The following is a 14,234-nucleotide window of genomic DNA, read 5'->3' as shown; positions in this document are numbered from 1 at the left end:
CCTGTCAAGGTAACATGTTATGTTCATGAATTATTTTGTTCACAGAAATCATAACGTCTGCTTCATAAATTTGTCAATACATTTTTTGCAAAAAGTTGAATATATTTGTTCGTTAATCTTCGATCGTCGAAAGATCGCCAGTCGGCAAGTTCAATTCCCATGCCTTCAATACGCGGCGCATAATTTTGCCGGACCGGGTTTTCGGCAATTTATCCTTAAATTCGATTTCCCGCGGCGCGGCATGCGCAGCGAGGCCTTCTTTGACGAATTTGGCGATCTCCGCTTTCAATTCGTCCGAAGGCTCATACCCTTCCCGCAGCGATATGAACGCCTTGATCAATTCCCCGCGCACCGGATCCGGCTTGCCGATGACGCCCGCTTCGGCCACCGCCGGATGCTCGATCAGCTTGCTCTCGACCTCGAACGGCCCAACCCGCTCGCCGGCCGTATTAATGACGTCGTCCACCCGGCCTTGGAACCAGAAATAACCGTCTTCGTCCATATAAGCCGAATCGCCGGATACGTACCAGCCCTGAAAGCGGAAATACTCCTCGTATTTGGCAGGGTTGTTCCAGATTTGGCGCATCATCGACGGCCAAGGCGTCTTAATGGCCAAATTGCCCATCCGGTACGGAGGCAGCACATTGCCGCTATCGTCGATAATCGCCGCCTGTACGCCGGGTACCGGACGTCCCATCGATCCCGGTTTGATCGGCATGCTCGGATAGTTGCATATGAGTTGACCGCCCGTTTCCGTCATCCACCACGTGTCGTGTATGCGCTGATTGAACGCTTTCATGCCCCAGCGCACCACTTCCGGATTAAGCGGCTCACCGACGGAAAGAACGTGCCGCAAGCTGGACAGATCGAATTTGGCGAGCGTTTCCTCGCCCGATCCCAGCAGCATCCGAAGCGACGTAGGTGCCGTATACCATACGGTTACTTTATATTTCTCAATCGTGTTGTACCAATCGGACGGGTTGAACCGGCCGCCGCGGACTACGTTCGTCGCCCCGTTCAGCCACGGCCCGAAGATGCCGTACGAAGTTCCGGTTACCCAACCCGGATCGGCCGTACACCAATAAACGTCGTCCGGCTGCAAATCGAGCACGACTTTCCCGGTATAATAATGCTGCAGCATGGCGTTCTGCACATGAAATACGCCTTTGGGCTTGCCGGTCGAACCGGAGGTGTAATGCATAATGAGGCCGTCTTCGCGTCCCAGCCATTCAATCTCCGTCTCATCGGAAGCTTGCTGCATTTCCGCGAAATAATCGATCGTCCCGGCACTCGCCTCCACATTTTGCCCGACGAGCACGACATGCTTCAATTCCGGCAATTCGTCGCGGCGTACGCGGTATTCCAGCTCAGGCGTCGTGACGACGGCCACGGCGCCGCTGTCCTCAAGCCGGTCTTTGACCGCCGTTTCCATGAAAGCCTCGAACAGAGGTCCCACGACCGCGCCTACTTTCAAAATGCCGAACAAAGCGATATATAATTCCGGGGAGCGAGGCATAAAAATAAAGACGCGGTCCCCTCTCTGTATTCCATACTTGCGCAGCACGTTGGCGAATTGGTTCGATTTGCGCGACAATTCCGCGAACGTGTACTTCTCGTCGCGCTCCGCATTGCTGTAGTACAATGCGATCTTATCCCCGAGCCCGTTCTCCACATGCCTGTCGAGCGCCTCATACGCCATATTCACTTTTCCCGTTTCGTACCAGGAGAAATGTTTCTCGACTTCCTCCCAGTTGAAACCCGCATACTCTTCCTCGTAATTTTTCAAGTTCGAATTTGTCGCCACAACTTGCAGTACTTCGTCTTGCATGTTCTCCATTTTCCATCCTCCCATTTCATTTACAAATATAAGTTTCCTTTACTCGCAATTTAGGTCAAAAAACGGCAATTTAAACGCTTTCAAGGGAAATAAAACGTAGGTCGCAGGATGAATCTCATGCTGTCAATACGATCGATCAGAAAAGTTTGTATATTTTATGGCAACAACCATTATAGCATACCTGACTTCATTCGCCTATTCCTTTTCAAAAAATCGTTTTTTTGTTATAAGTTAATAGAGATGAAAGGAGTTGTGCTCGTGGAACATCGGAAAATTTATCACGCCCATGTGTTGCAGTTTCAGGATAAAGTGCTGATCGTCGAAGGTCCGGTTCGCGCCGAAACGCTCAAAACGCTGCAGATGCACCCGGGTCTGCGCGCCTTTCGAAGGCCGAAGGAACAGCATGAAGCCTTGATCGAAATTAGCGAGCTGCCGGAAGGCAGAATTATCGTCGCAAGGGACGAGCATACGATCGTCGGATACGTAACATTTCACTATCCGGACGAATTGGAGCGCTGGTCGGAAGGCAACATGGAAGATTTGATCGAACTCGGGGCGGTTGAAGTAGCCAAAGAATACCGCAGTTTCGGCCTTGGCAAAAAAATGATCCAAACCGCGTTCGAAGACGATCAGATGGAAAACTATATCGTGTTCACAACGGAATATTACTGGCATTGGGATTTGGACGGCAGCGGGTTGAGCGTATGGGATTACCGCAAAATGATGGAGAAACTGATGCAATCGGTCGGCATGATTTGGTACGCCACGGACGATCCGGAAATTTGCTCGCATCCGGCCAACTGCTTGATGGTCCGCATCGGCAAGGACGTTCCGAATTCCTCGGAACAGCAATTCGACCGCGTCCGTTTCCAACGGAGATTCATGTATTAATTATAGCTCGCGAGGGGGTGGCGTTCGACTTATGTCGTCTGCAAACGCTTTATTCGTTCACCATAACGATACGTTAACATATCGCTTCAACGATGATCATCCGTTCAATCAGAACCGGCTGAAGCTGACGGGCGATCTGCTGACACAGATCGGCGCTCTTCGCCAGGAGCAAATCGTATTGCCCCGTACGGCGGCGGACGAGGATCTTCTTCATATCCATCAACCGAAATATATCGAAGCCGTCAAGGCGCTCAGCGAAGCCGAGCCTGCGGCCGATTGGACCCGGCTTGCGGAACTTTTCGGGCTGAATACCGAAGAAACTCCCTACTTCGCGCAAATGCATGAAGCGGCGGCTGCGATTGTCGGCGGGTCGCTGACGGCGGCGGATGCGGTGATGTCCGGCCGATGCTTGCATGCGCTGCATCTCGGCGGAGGGCTGCATCATGCATTATCCGGGAGAGCGGCCGGTTTCTGTATCTATAACGACGCTTCCATCGCCATCGCTCATATCCGCAAACGTTACGGCGCCAGAGTGTTGTACATCGATACGGACGTCCATCACGGCGACGGCGTGCAATGGTCTTTCTATACCGATCCGGACGTCTGCACCTACTCGATCCACGAAACGGGCAAATATTTGTTTCCCGGCACCGGATTCGTGCATGAACGAGGCGAATCGGACGGCTACGGGACATGCTTCAACATTCCTTTGGAACCGTTTACCGAGGATGAGTCGTGGATGCAATGCTTTCGCGAAACGGTCGTTCGCGTCACGTCCGTCTTCCGGCCCGACGTCATCGTCAGCCAGCACGGCTGCGACGCCCACGCCTACGATCCGCTGTCGCATCAGCATTGCAGCATGCGCATATACGCCGAAATGCCGGCGATTATACACGAGCTTGCGCATCGTTTCTGCGGCGGGCGATGGATTGCGCTCGGCGGAGGAGGCTATGACATATGGCGAGTCGTTCCGCGGGCATGGAGCCTTCTATGGCTTGAAATGAACGATGACCCGCTGCTGCGCGCAATCAAGGAAAATCCGCTTACGCCTTTGCCGCGCCCATGGCTCGAGCGCTGGCAGCAAAAAACCTCGCTACCGCTCCCCGCAACCTGGTTGGATGACCTAACCGAATGGGAAGCGATACCGAGGCGTACGGAAATTTGCAACAGAAATTTGCGCACGATCGAAATCGCCATGCAAGATATTCCTTAATTAGAAATGATTTATCATTTCGCTAATAATTTGAACCGAATGCTCGGAAGCCTGTTTCGTAAACTCGGGAAAATTCGTATGCGCGGAACCGTCCGCTTTGTCCGACATCGAACGAATGACGACAAACGGCGTTCCGTTCATCGCGCATACTTGAGCGACGGCGGCTCCTTCCATTTCGACGCATGCGCCGTCCATCGTTTCGAACAACTCCTTGACGATGGAACGGTCGGCGATAAATTGATCCCCGGACAATACTTTGCCGAGCATATGCCGCCCGCCGAACAGTCCTTCGCATGCTGCGGCGGCAAGCTCGACCAAGTCGGGAGCCGCCGCAAATTCCGAGCGTTCCTGAAAAGGAATGACGCCGCGCGGAAAGCCGAGCGCGCTTACGTCTATATCATGCTGCATGCAAGTCGTGGACACGACGATATCGCCAATGTTTAACGAAGGGTGCAACGCGCCCGCTACGCCGGTGAACAATATGCAATCGACGCCGTAAGCGTCGATCAAAATTTGCGTCGTAACCGCGGCGTTCACTTTGCCGACGCCCGACTTGCAAACGACGACGTTGCGATCGCGGAACACTCCTTCGTGGTAAACGACGCCCGCCCGCTCAGTACGCCGCACTTGTTCCAATTGCTGAAGCAACAGCTCGATTTCCTCGTCCATCGCTCCGATGATTCCAATTTTGCGGTATTGATGTTTCATCCCGTTACTCCCCATCACGAATTGACATGGCTCACGGACAGGCGAAGGATCGTCTCATGCGGCAAGATGACATGGGATTGCTCCACGTTCTCCTTCTTCATGAGCTTGGTCAATAAGCGCATCGCTACCGCGCCGATATCGTACATAGGCTGGGCTACGGTCGTCAACTGCGGACGAACCATCGATGCCATCCGAATATTGTCAACGCTGATCACGGAAAAATCGTCGGGAACTCTCAATCCTGCGTCTTGGATGCTGTGAATGGCGCCGATCGCCATTTCGTCCGTTGCCGTAAATACGGCCGTCGGTCTTCGTTTCAATCCGAGGAAGTATTTCATTGCTTCGACGCCGGATTCGTAACGGTAGTTGCCGATACGCACCAAATCCTCCTGATACGTAATACCCGCCGTTTCCAGAGCTCGTTTGTAGCCTTGGAAGCGGGCATAACCGTTCGCCGGATCCTGCAGCGTGCCGCTGATCATCGCGATTTCCCGATGGCCGTGGCGAATGAGCGTGCTGACCGCGTCGAACGCCGCGCCTTCGTGATCGATGTCTACCGAAGGTATAGCGCCATGCTCGTCCTTCGTCGCGCACAACACAATCGGCACGGACGATGTTTGGAACGCTTGAATATGGTCGTCTGTGACCGTGCCTCCCATGAACAGCAATCCGTCAACCTGCTTCTCGAGCAGCGTGTTAATGACGCGGATCTCCTTCTCTTTCTTCTTATCGGCATTGCAAAGAATGATATTGTAATGGTACATGTTCGCGATATCTTCGATGCCTCGAGCAATTTCCGCGAAAATTTGATTGGAGATGTCCGGAATGACTACTCCGACCGTCGTCGTCTTCTTGCTGGCCAATCCTCTCGCTACCGCATTCGGGCGATAGCCCAAACGTTCGATTGCTTCGTACACTTTTTTGCGGGTTTGCGGTTTAACGTTCGGGTTGTTGTTTACGACCCGAGAAACTGTCGCCATCGATACCCCCGCTTCTCTTGCTACATCGTAAATAGTTACCGTCACATTCCTTCTCTCCAATATCTACAGATTTTTTAGAGCATATTTAGCAAATTTTCCAAATGGGTCGTTTCATTGCAGTACATATTAAATGTAATAATACGACAATTTTTTACTTTTCGCAACGTAACAGCGCATTCACCTTATTGTATCATACTCCAAAGTAGCTCCGCGAGCGGCGGTCCTTCCCTCAAGCTTGCGCATCGCTAGGAGCTTACTTCGCATTCGATCGATAGGCATGCAAGGAAAACGACGTAATTTGCGTTAATCGTTTCTCGATCTCCGCCGTCCAATGTCGATCGCTCAACGATCGAGCCAATAAATAAAGATCCAGCAATTGATTAATTCTCTCTTCCAGCATCGCCTCAATATTGCGAACATTGGCGTAAGCGAGGCCCTGCGTAAAGACTTCGTACAGAACGTCGACCAGTTCGTTGCAATCTTCGAAACGAATCGGGTGCTCGTCCGGATTCGAACCCAGATTCGCTATCAATTCCTTCAAATCCCGCTTCACGTCGTAGAGCACTTCGCTTTGCGAGCAAGAGCCGCATGAGAAAATCGGAACATTGGCGATTTCCGTTTTGCCTGCATAAACGACAGTTCGAAGCAACAATTTCATCTCATTACCGCATTGGCAACGTTTGTGCACACTGACCACCCCGTTGAATGTCAAAATGATCGTCCTTTATTGCGATCAGAATAATAATTTATACATTCGACTTGTTCGGCGGAACTCCTTCTATCCCGATGGTAGTAATTATTATCTCTATAGGAAAGCAATGATCTTGATCACATTCTTTGGTACAATAGAGACATAGCAACTAGCTAAGATTGTGAAGGAGTTGATGGTCAATGCGTTTAACCGGTAAAAAAATTATCGCGCTCGTCGATGACGAATTCGAGGATTTGGAACTATGGTATCCCGTGTATAGAGCAAGGGAAGAAGGCGCGATCGTGACGCTGGTCGGCCCGGAAAAGGGCAAAAAATACATCGGCAAATACGGCGTTCCGGCCGAAGCCGAGCTTTCGTTCGACGAAGCGGACAGCGCCGATTACGACGGCATCCTCGTTCCCGGAGGCTGGGCGCCGGACAAGCTGCGCCGCTACGACAAAGTACTGTCGCTTGTTCGCGAAATGGATGCGGACCGTAAGCCAATCGGGCAAATATGCCATGCGGGGTGGGTGCTCATCTCCGCGAAAATTTTGCAAAATCGCAAAGTTACGTCCACGCCAGGCATTCGCGACGATATGGAAAATGCCGGAGCCGAATGGTTCGACGAAGCGGTTGTTGTCGATAACCATATCATCTCCGCCCGCCGCCCTCCCGATTTGCCGCCATACGCGAAAGCGTTCTGCGATGCGCTGGCAGCGCGTTAGCACGTCGGATAGACCGCCGGTACCATTCCCGGCGGTTATTCTATTTGCCAAGCAACGCCTGAATCGTCGATACAGTTCGGCCTGTTCGCCGGGATGCGCTCCGGTTTCCATGAAACGACCGTTTTCCCTATATTTCATCATATACGAAAAAAGGGGGCGAGCACAACTCATTTTCATCGATTTTCACTTTATTTCATGGTTATTTTCAACATTTTCATGAAAATGTCACTTCCACGCATTACCTAGTTTCGCCAAATATGTATCGAAACTTTCTTCCATATCACAACTTTATTGTACTAATTGATCGCCGTATCCGGTTTGCCCGTTTTTATCATGCACATTGATCGCACTGAGAGCAGCATTAGTATCTCGATTTTTTGCCGTCTGACTCTGATACATATATCGGTTCTTACTTATTCTCCACAGAAGAAGCTCCGCATTCGCCTTTTACAGCATGCACTTTTCATATTTAATAACGTTTTCCGTTGCCCTTCGAATATGCATTCCATTCGCTTTCTTGAATATAGTTTCCATCCTTTTCGATTCCATAGAAACATGTATTGCGATATCTTTCATGGCTATAATATATGTACCTTGATCAGAAGGTACGTAAAAGAGATACATTCGCCAAAAAGATCCTCGATATCCCAATTATGGCTTGATAAACGAACGTATGTTTGTTATAATATGTATAACAAGGAGATGAGGATGTGATAGGATGATGTCGCTGGACGCTTTTATGCGGCAATTCGGAGATGACGAAGCTTGCCGGTCGTACTTGAGCGAACTGCGTTGGCCAAGCGGTTTTTGCTGTCCAAGATGCGATAGTAACCGGCATTGCTACATCGAATCCCGTCATGTACACGAATGTCTCGATTGTCACGCCCAAATTTCCGTTACATCGGGAACCGTCATGCATGGGACCAAGCTGCCCCTATCCTATTGGATGTTTACATTTTGCTGGATCGCATCCGGCGAACTTTGTACTGCGCGCAAATTGGCGGCAACGTTGCAACTGAATTATCGTAGCGCAAGCCGGATGCTAAGAGCGGTTCGAATGGCGATGCAACATTCCAACGGATTTCACCCTTTATCCGAAGCCGCCAGGAAGAAACCCGTTCGGCCGCAGACGGAGCCTGTTATTGAAAAAGCGAGAGAAATTTCGAGGCGTAGAGCGCTTAGGTTTATTCGGTCCGTCTATCGCAAAGTCAGCCCGGCCTATTTGCAGAGCTATGTTGACGAATACTATTTCCGGTTTGCCCGGAACTTCTATAACAAACTGGCCTTGCCCGTGCTTGTAAGAGCCGGACTTTATTTATCTTTTCCCGGTACGCAGGCGTATCGCTGAAATGCGGCATAACGGCAAAAAGGGCCGCCCGCTTCACGGCAGCCCCTTCAATATTTATGTTATTCAAGAGCGAACGTATCGAGCAATTGTTCGACTTCTCCATTCGTCCGGCATTCGAACAGCGAAGGGAAAAATTCGGCGCAAGCTCCGCTATCCGTTTGCAATATACGATTTTTCACCCGCAAAATCGAATGAGCGGACATGCTTAAGTTACGCACGCCCATCGCAAGCCAGATCGGAACGGCTCTTTCGTCCCCGGCCATTTCGCCGCAAACGCTAATCGGTATGCCCCCGTTCCGCGCCGCTTCGACGATCGTTCTTAACATTCTTAATATGGCGGGATGAAACGGTTCATACATATGGGCAATTTGTTCGTTCATCCGGTCGACCGCCAGCACATATTGCACCAAATCGTTCGTGCCGATACTGAAAAAGTCGACTTCTTCCGCAAGCAAATCGGCAATCGCTACAGCAGCCGGCACTTCGATCATAATGCCGGCGGGAATATCCGCAATCCCTTTTTCGCCTCTTGCCTCCAATTCCTGCTTCGCCTCTTCCAGCAGCCTTTTCGCTTCCCTTGCTTCGTCAATCGAAGAAATCATCGGAAACATCACTTTCACGTTTCCGTAGCGGCTCGCGCGCAAGATCGCACGCAATTGCGTCTTGAACATTTCCTTGCGGTCCAAACAAACGCGAATGGCCCGGTATCCGAGCGCGGGATTGTCTTCTTCGGGCAGATCGAAATAGTCCAAATGTTTGTCGCCTCCGATGTCTAACGTTCGAATGACGACGCTCTCCTCCCCTAGCCGTTCAACAACGCTGCGGTATACCTCGAATTGCTCGTCCTCGTTTGGAAACTGGCTGCGGTCCATATATAGAAATTCCGTGCGGAACAATCCGACCCCGGTCGCTCCGTGCTTGAGCGCGAGATCCAATTCTTTTGCGGAACTAATATTGGCGGAAAGACGCATGACCGCTCCGTCCGGCGTAACCGACGGCACATGCGCCAGACGCTCCAGCCGGTTCTTCTCCTCGTGGAGATCGCGCTGGAGCTGCGCATAGCGCTCCAAGACCTTGTCCGAAGGATGAATATTGATCGTCCCGGCTCCCCCGTCGATGACGAGCATGTCCCCGGTTTGAATCGGCTGCATCAACTTGCCTTCCAGGCCGAGAACTAACGGGATGCCGAGCGCGCGCGCCATAATGGCGGCATGCGATGTTTTGCCTCCGAGCATCGTCACCAGACCCAGCACGTTGTTCGGGTTCAAGTTCGCCAATTGGGAAGGGGACAATTCTTTCGCCACGAGAATGTACGGCTGGTTGTCGGACGGCAGCGTAATTTCCGGCGCGCCGAGCAAATGCTTGAGCAGCCTGTTGCCGACATCTTTAATATCCAGAGCCCGTTCCTTCATATATTCGTCGTCGAGAAGATCGAACATCATGACGAAATGATCGATCGCTTCTTTGACCGCTACTTCCGCCGCTTTATATTGACGTTCGATAATGCCTTGAATTTCATTCATAAAGACCGGATCGTCCAATATGGCCAAATGGGCGTCAAAGATCGACGATTGCTCCGGTCCTACGATTTCCCGAATTTCATTTTTCAAAAACTCGATTTCGTTTTTAGAGGTACGAATTCCTTCGTACAGCCGTTCGAATTCTTTGGCCAAATCTACCGCATCCATTTTCTGCTCGGGCAAATCCCATTCCCACGTAGGCAGCACGAAGGCTCTGCCTATCGCAATTCCTGTCGATGCGCCGATGCCTTGGATCATTGTGTACCCCCTCCAACATCACTGTCGTTGATTACAACGGACATCACCGAAGCTTGTCCTTTTTTAACCGCTTTGAACGGAGCGAAGCTCCACGATTTAACCCGTTCCGGATTGGTGATCACCATCGGCGTCGCCAAAGACGCGCAATGTTTACGGATATAGGCGAGATCGAATTTCATCAGCAATTGTCCGGGCGCGACCTCGTCTCCTTCCCGGGCGCTTACTGTAATGCCCTTCCCGTTTAACTCCGAAGTATCGATTCCAAGGTGAATCAGAACGTTCAACCCTTCCGGCGTTTCGATGCCGATCGCATGCTTCGTCGGGTAGACGGTCATGATGCGCCCCGCGACGGGCGCTACGACTTCTCCCCGGTCGGGTATGAAGGCAACGCCGTTGCCTACCAGCTTCCGGGCGAATATTTGGTCGGGAACGTCCTCTAACGGAATCATGCGACCCTGCACCGGAGCGTTGAAGAGAACCTGATTTACTTTCTTATGCATCAGTTTCTCAATTTCCGCCCGGATAATTTCGGAATACGTGCCGAAGACGACTTGAATATTGCCGCCTCCCAGCCTGATCATGCCTGCCGCGCCCAATAAGCGGAGCGCGCTGCGGTCCAGCTTGCGGTCGTCCACAAGCGTCAGGCGCAGTCTTGTTACGCAAGCTTCGATGCGGACAATATTCTCTTTCCCTCCCAGCGCCTGCAAGATGAGCGGCGCCCGATACGGCAAACTGCCCGCCCAATCGTCCAATACCGATCCTTCCTCCCGTCCCGGGGTCGGAATTTGGAATTTCCGAATAACGAAGCGAAACAAAAAATAGTAAGCCAGCCCCAGACATAGGCCGATCGGAATAAGCAGCAGGCCCTTCTTCGCCAAATACCCGTTGAGCACATAATCGATCGCGCCCGCCGAAAAAGAAAACCCGTGATGGATATCCAAATAATAGGTAAGCCACATGACGAAGCCGGACAACAAAGCGTGAATAACGAATAAATACGGGGCTACGAACATAAAAGCGAACTCGATCGGTTCGGTAATTCCCGTCAAAAAGCTGACAAATGCCGAGGTGAGAAACGTTTTGCGAATTTTCGGCCTAAGATCTTCGCGCGATTCGTGAATGATAGCGAAGGCAATCGCGGGAATTGCAAACATCATCATCGGGTAAAGTCCCGTCATGAACTGTCCGGCCGTCGGGTCCCCCGCAAAAAAGCGCATCAAATCTCCGCGTATAACGTCCCCGCTGCCGTTGTCATAGGTGCCGACTTCAAAAAACATGACATAGTTCAATAAATGATGCAAGCCGAAAACAACCAGAATCCGTTGGAAAACGCCGAATAGAAACACGCCGATTCCGCCGGACGCCAGCAACAGATCGCCCAATGCTTGGATGCCCGCCTGCAAATACGGGAACAGCCACATCATTAGAAAAGAAATGAAAACCGAAGCGATTCCCATAAACAACAACACGAAACGCGGTCCGCCGAAAAACTGGATATATTCGGGCAGTTTCAAATCCTTATACCGATTATGGACGCTGCCCGCAATAACGCCTAAGATGACGCCGACCAAATTCGGCGGATGGGAATCGATATGGGCGATCTGCTCCATCATTTGCTGGTAAATAAAAATGCCGAGGAGCGCCGCAATACCGGCCGTACCGGCATTGTTCGCCATGCCGAGGGCGACTCCCACGGCAAAGAAATAAGGAAGAAACGTAAATATCGTTTGACCGGCCACCACCAGGACGTTGCCGATTGCGGGCATGCCGGCATGTTCCCACGGCAAATGCCCTAAGCTTAACATGATGGCGGCAACCGGCAGCACCATCGTAGGAAGCATGATCGCTCTTCCGAAATGCTGCAACGCTCCTACACCATTCAAGCGTATCCTCTCCTTCCGAGAGCGCTGGAAACTTTATTTGCCGTGCGGCAAAAGGATGGAATCCTCTACTTTAATGCAGCGGTCCATAATGGCGGTCATGCCATGCCGCGCCGCAATGTCAGCCGCTTCCTCGTTCACGATACCGAGCTGCAGCCACAGCACCTTCGCCTTGATCTCCGTCGCCTCTCCGGCAACGGACGCGCAATATTCGCTGCGGCGAAAAACGTTGACGATATCGACCGGCTCCGGAATCTCTTTGAGCGAAGCATAGCATCTTTCGCCCAAAATTTCGGTCGCATTCGGATTGACCGGTATAATGCGGTAACCCTTTTGCTGCATGGCGGCGGACACCATATACGACGTCCTTTCCGGATTGTCGGAAAGACCGACGACGGCAATCGTATGGGACGCCATTAAAATCTCCTTGATTTGTTCGCGAGTTGGATTTTCAAATGCCATACCGTTTCTCTCCTTTCAAATCGAGCAAAGTTTACGAACCTTCGACCCATTCCACCTGCGCGCCGAGCGCGCGGATATGATCGAAGTATTGGGGATACGACTTCGCGACATGATGCGCGTCTTTAATGCGGATTTCCCGTTCGGATCGCAATCCGACAACCGACAGCGCCATAATGACGCGATGATCGTAATGCGCATTGATCTCGACGCCGCCTTCGACGCCCTCCGGACGGCCGTGCACGATAATTTCCGCTTGGCGCTCTTCGACATGGGCGCCGGCTTTGCGCAATTCATGTAAATAGTCTGTAATTCGATCGCATTCTTTATAGCGTAAATTTTCCACATTGTAAAAACGGGAGGTTCCTTCCGCAAATACGGCGGCCGCCACCATCGCGAGAACCGCGTCCGTCGCCGCGTCGCCGTCGAACTCGACCGCCTTCAATTTGCGGTTGCCCCGTACACGCACCGTACCGTTCTCATGCGTCAGCGGCACTCCCATCATTCGGAGCACGTCGACGACCGCGCGTTCGCCTTGCTTGCTGTTTTCGGCCAGGCGGTGAACCGTTACGTCGGATTCCGTCACCGCCGCCGCAGCAAGAACGGCAGCCGATCCCGGATAATCCCCTTGCACCGTATACGTCTGCGCTTTATATTTCTGTCTGCCCGGCACTTTAAAGTACATATAATCTTCGCGCGCTTCAACCGTAATTCCGGCTTGCTCCAACACTTCGAGCGTCTGGCCGACGACGACCTTCGATTTCAAATCGTGCAGCACTTCGATTTCGCTGTCTTCCTCGAGCAGCGGCGTCAAAAAGAGCAGCGCGCTTAAAAATTGCGAGCTTACGCTGCCCGAAACTTGAATTTTCCCGCCGCGCGGACGGCCGCCGCGAATGGTGATCGGGAGCTTGCCGTTATGATGTTCTACCCCGACGCCCATTTGTTCCAGCGCATCGATCAAATCGTCATGCGGCCGCTTGCCGAGGGAGTCGGGATACGTATTGACGAACGTCAGTGCAGGACATAACGACGCAATGGCCATCAAAAACCGCAAGACCGCTCCCGCATTGCCTACGTTCAATTCGCTGATATGCTTCGGACGGCCTCCGAAACCGGTAATGACGATCTTCTCATCATCCTCTTCCAATACGGCTCCCAAATCGCGAATGCAGCGGCGCATCGCGTCGCTGTCTTCGCTATGCGCCGGATATAGAATCGTGCTTGTCCCTTCCGCCAATGCCGCGGCCAACAAGTAACGCGTCGTATAATTTTTGGAAGATAAGGCTTGAATTTCGCCCTGCAGTCGAGGGGTAGGTCGAACGATGACATCCATAAATTTTTCTCCTTCCAATATCTATGCTAATATGATTATGATATATATGAAAATAAACTTCACTTCTTTGGAGGAAAACGAAATGACGGTCAATATTATTTTGCCCGAGGAAATCAAATCCAGATTGGGTCAAGGCGAACGTTTGAATCTGATCGACGTGCGCGAGGCCGAAGAAGTGGCCGAAGGCATGATCCCGGGCGCCAAACATATTCCGCTCGGCCAAATTCCGGAGCGGCTTGAAGAAATCGAGCAAACAGGCGAAATCATTATGATTTGCCGCAGCGGCTACCGCAGCGAGCGGGCTTGCGAATATTTGCAGCAGCTTGGATTCCAAGGCCTCAAAAATATGCAAGGCGGAATGCTCGCTTGGCAAGAACTTTAAAGTAACGTT

13 protein-coding genes are annotated in these 14,234 nt (G+C 51.7%); 5 read left to right on the top strand and 8 right to left on the bottom strand.

All coding sequences use genetic code 11. The features are described 5' to 3' along the window. Nucleotides 1-112 precede the first annotated feature (112 nt). Nucleotides 113-1,837 carry an acetate--CoA ligase gene (acsA, locus tag LQ229_RS12690; RefSeq protein ID WP_230191921.1) on the bottom strand — a complete coding sequence of 575 codons (1,725 nt, stop codon included), beginning with the start codon at nt 1,835-1,837 and terminating at the stop codon, nt 113-115. A 258-nt stretch (nt 1,838-2,095) separates the two neighbouring features. Here acsA and LQ229_RS12685 point away from each other — a divergent pair, with 258 nt between their 5' ends. After that, nucleotides 2,096-2,728: a GNAT family N-acetyltransferase gene (locus LQ229_RS12685; protein ID WP_216536330.1), complete on the top strand. Its 633-nt coding sequence runs from the start codon at nt 2,096-2,098 to the stop codon at nt 2,726-2,728. Nucleotides 2,729-2,759: 31 nt separating this feature from the next. Beyond that, complete coding sequence (locus LQ229_RS12680) at nt 2,760-3,941, top strand: acetoin utilization protein AcuC (RefSeq protein ID WP_216536329.1); 1,182 nt, start codon at nt 2,760-2,762, stop codon at nt 3,939-3,941. Here LQ229_RS12680 and LQ229_RS12675 read toward each other — a convergent pair whose 3' ends face one another. From LQ229_RS12675 to LQ229_RS12665, 3 genes are all read right to left on the bottom strand, one after another. Continuing rightward, complete coding sequence (locus LQ229_RS12675) at nt 3,942-4,649, bottom strand: 5'-methylthioadenosine/adenosylhomocysteine nucleosidase (RefSeq protein ID WP_216536328.1); 708 nt, start codon at nt 4,647-4,649, stop codon at nt 3,942-3,944. A gap of 14 nt (nt 4,650-4,663) precedes the next feature. Then, nucleotides 4,664-5,674 carry a catabolite control protein A gene (ccpA, locus tag LQ229_RS12670; RefSeq protein ID WP_216536327.1) on the bottom strand — a complete coding sequence of 337 codons (1,011 nt, stop codon included), beginning with the start codon at nt 5,672-5,674 and terminating at the stop codon, nt 4,664-4,666. Nucleotides 5,675-5,882: 208 nt separating this feature from the next. Further along, nucleotides 5,883-6,287, bottom strand: a complete 405-nt coding sequence (locus LQ229_RS12665; RefSeq protein ID WP_230191920.1) for a hypothetical protein — start codon at nt 6,285-6,287, stop codon at nt 5,883-5,885. Nucleotides 6,288-6,520: 233 nt separating this feature from the next. Between LQ229_RS12665 and LQ229_RS12660 the strand changes: the two genes are divergently transcribed. After that, entirely contained in the window at nt 6,521-7,045 is a 525-nt protein-coding gene (locus LQ229_RS12660) for a type 1 glutamine amidotransferase domain-containing protein (RefSeq protein WP_216536325.1), read from the top strand. 718 nt (nt 7,046-7,763) lie between these two features. Then, entirely contained in the window at nt 7,764-8,393 is a 630-nt protein-coding gene (locus tag LQ229_RS12655; RefSeq protein WP_216536324.1) for a transposase, read from the top strand. A gap of 59 nt (nt 8,394-8,452) precedes the next feature. On the opposite strand, the gene ptsP is transcribed toward LQ229_RS12655, so the two are convergent. From ptsP to aroA, 4 genes are read right to left on the bottom strand one after another with little or no spacing between them, the layout of a single operon-like run. Beyond that, nucleotides 8,453-10,171, bottom strand: a complete 1,719-nt coding sequence (gene ptsP, locus LQ229_RS12650) for a phosphoenolpyruvate--protein phosphotransferase (protein ID WP_216536323.1) — start codon at nt 10,169-10,171, stop codon at nt 8,453-8,455. Next, nucleotides 10,168-12,054 carry a glucose PTS transporter subunit IIA gene (locus LQ229_RS12645; RefSeq protein WP_216536322.1) on the bottom strand — a complete coding sequence of 629 codons (1,887 nt, stop codon included), beginning with the start codon at nt 12,052-12,054 and terminating at the stop codon, nt 10,168-10,170. The genes ptsP and LQ229_RS12645 overlap by 4 nt, the downstream gene beginning before the upstream one ends. A 33-nt stretch (nt 12,055-12,087) precedes the next feature. After that, nucleotides 12,088-12,513, bottom strand: a complete 426-nt coding sequence (locus LQ229_RS12640; RefSeq protein ID WP_230191919.1) for a CoA-binding protein — start codon at nt 12,511-12,513, stop codon at nt 12,088-12,090. A 31-nt stretch (nt 12,514-12,544) separates the two neighbouring features. Beyond that, nucleotides 12,545-13,843 (bottom strand): 3-phosphoshikimate 1-carboxyvinyltransferase, encoded by a 1,299-nt coding sequence (aroA, locus tag LQ229_RS12635; protein ID WP_216536320.1) that lies wholly within the window; start codon nt 13,841-13,843, stop codon nt 12,545-12,547. A gap of 82 nt (nt 13,844-13,925) precedes the next feature. Here aroA and LQ229_RS12630 point away from each other — a divergent pair, with 82 nt between their 5' ends. After that, nucleotides 13,926-14,225, top strand: coding sequence for a rhodanese-like domain-containing protein (locus LQ229_RS12630; RefSeq protein ID WP_230191918.1), 300 nt, complete (start codon nt 13,926-13,928; stop codon nt 14,223-14,225). Nucleotides 14,226-14,234: the final 9 nt, after the last annotated feature.

Origin of the sequence: Paenibacillus sp. CECT 9249, assembly GCF_918697855.1 — a bacterium.
Taxonomy (GTDB): Bacteria; Bacillota; Bacilli; order Paenibacillales; family Paenibacillaceae; genus MSJ-34.
The sequence above is the reverse complement of the archived record's forward strand: the minus strand, read 5'-3'. Positions and strand labels throughout refer to the sequence as shown.

Excerpts from the sequence above, each read along its gene's own strand:
- LQ229_RS12665 (WP_230191920.1), bottom strand. The coding sequence starts at position 6,287 with ATGAAATTGTTGCTTCGAACTGTCGTTTATGCAGGCAAAACGGAAATC.
- ptsP (WP_216536323.1), bottom strand. The coding sequence starts at position 10,171 with ATGATCCAAGGCATCGGCGCATCGACAGGAATTGCGATAGGCAGAGCC.
- acsA (WP_230191921.1), bottom strand. The coding sequence starts at position 1,837 with ATGGAGAACATGCAAGACGAAGTACTGCAAGTTGTGGCGACAAATTCG.
- LQ229_RS12630 (WP_230191918.1), top strand. The coding sequence starts at position 13,926 with ATGACGGTCAATATTATTTTGCCCGAGGAAATCAAATCCAGATTGGGT.
- LQ229_RS12680 (WP_216536329.1), top strand. The coding sequence starts at position 2,760 with ATGTCGTCTGCAAACGCTTTATTCGTTCACCATAACGATACGTTAACA.
- LQ229_RS12640 (WP_230191919.1), bottom strand. The coding sequence starts at position 12,513 with ATGGCATTTGAAAATCCAACTCGCGAACAAATCAAGGAGATTTTAATG.
- aroA (WP_216536320.1), bottom strand. The coding sequence starts at position 13,843 with ATGGATGTCATCGTTCGACCTACCCCTCGACTGCAGGGCGAAATTCAA.
- LQ229_RS12660 (WP_216536325.1), top strand. The coding sequence starts at position 6,521 with ATGCGTTTAACCGGTAAAAAAATTATCGCGCTCGTCGATGACGAATTC.
- LQ229_RS12655 (WP_216536324.1), top strand. The coding sequence starts at position 7,764 with ATGATGTCGCTGGACGCTTTTATGCGGCAATTCGGAGATGACGAAGCT.
- LQ229_RS12675 (WP_216536328.1), bottom strand. The coding sequence starts at position 4,649 with ATGAAACATCAATACCGCAAAATTGGAATCATCGGAGCGATGGACGAG.